A 1,535-nucleotide genomic window follows, 5' to 3' on the forward strand; every position below is an offset into this window, starting at 1 on the left:
AGGTCGAAGAAGGAGTCGTCGACTCCGACTCGCTCGAGGCCGAGTATTTGGGCGTAGATGCCGGCCAGGGTCTCTTCGGTGGGGGTACTCGGGGCGCGGTAACGATCGCCCTCCGCGTATTCCGGTGCGGGCAGGGCGCGGGTGTTGAGTTTGCCGTTGACGGTCAACGGCAGCGCATCGATCACCACCACTGCGGCCGGGACCATGTAGGCCGGCAACCGCTCGGCCAGTCGGGTGCGAAGCTCGGCCGGGTCGGCGGTGCCAGTGATGTAGCCGATCAGCCGTTTGTCGCCGGGGCGGTCCTCGCGGGCGATCACCGCCGCCTGCTCCACCCCGTCCAACCCGGCCAGCGCGGCGCGGATCTCGCCGAGTTCGATGCGATAGCCGCGGATCTTGATCTGTTCATCGGCGCGGCCCAGGTACTGCAGCTGCCCATCGGGGCCCCACTTCACCAAATCCCCGGTGCGATACATGCGTTGGCCGGACTCGGCGAATGGGCAGGCCACAAACCGTGACGCGGTCAAGCCGGCGCGGCGCACATAGCCGACGCCGACCTGGGTGCCGGCCACATACAACTCCCCGACCACCCCGGCCGGTACCGGTTGCAGCCACTGATCGAGCACGAAGAAGGCCGCCTTGGGCACCGGCGCACCGATCGGCACCTCGGCGGAGCCGGTTGTGAGCGGGGCGCTTAAGGCCACCCACATGGTGGTCTCGGTCGGGCCGTATTCGTTGATCATCACCCGTCCCGGCGCCCACCGCTCGACCAGCTCGGCCGGGCACGCCTCGCCACCGACCATCAGGGTCAGCGACTCCAACCCCTCCGGCGCCAATGTGCCTACCGCCGAGGGGGTTTGGCATAAGATGCTGACCTGCTCGCTGAGCAGCAGGGCGTGCAGGTCCTCGGGTGAGGCCACCACCGACTCGGGCACCACCACCAGGCGCCCACCATGCAGCAGCGCGCCATAGATCTCCCAGCCCGAGATGTCAAAGCTATAGGAGTGCCACTGCGACCACACCTGTGCGGGCCCGGCCAGATCCGGATCCAAAGATCCGAGTAGCTCGGTGACGTTGTGGTGAGTGATGGCAACACCTTTGGGCACCCCGGTCGTGCCCGAGGTGTAAATCACGTAAGCAAGATCCTCAGGTGCCGGTGCCGGTAGTGCTGTGTTGGGCTGGGCGCCAACAGCGGGGTCGTCGACGTCGATGACCGCCACCTCATGCCCGTCCAGCCGAGCCGACAGGTCCGCGGTGGTGATCGCCGCGATCGGTGCGGCATCGGCGAGCACGAACCCGATCCGGTTCGCGGGATGCGCGGGGTCGATCGGCAGGTAAGCCGCCCCCGTCTTGAGCACCGCCAACATCGACACGATCGCCTCGGCGCACCGGGAAAACAGCAGCGCCACAGTCTGTCCCGGCCCCGCCCCGTGACCAGCCAGCAGATGCGCCAACCGACTCGAGGCCTCATCAAGCTCGCGATACGTCATCGAGCGACCGCCGCACACTAGCGCTACGGCATTCGGGGTGCGGGCCAC

Annotated in this window: 1 protein-coding gene; it reads right to left on the reverse strand. The window is 67.6% G+C overall.

Features of this window, described 5'->3' with window-relative positions; genetic code table 11:
• Positions 1 to 1,535 (reverse strand): non-ribosomal peptide synthetase (locus A5732_RS04050; protein WP_142256547.1); only part of this gene is annotated, 1,535 nt, incomplete at both ends.

The sequence above is a fragment of the Mycobacterium colombiense genome, from assembly GCF_001953985.1.
Taxonomy (GTDB): Bacteria; Actinomycetota; Actinomycetes; order Mycobacteriales; family Mycobacteriaceae; genus Mycobacterium; species Mycobacterium colombiense_B.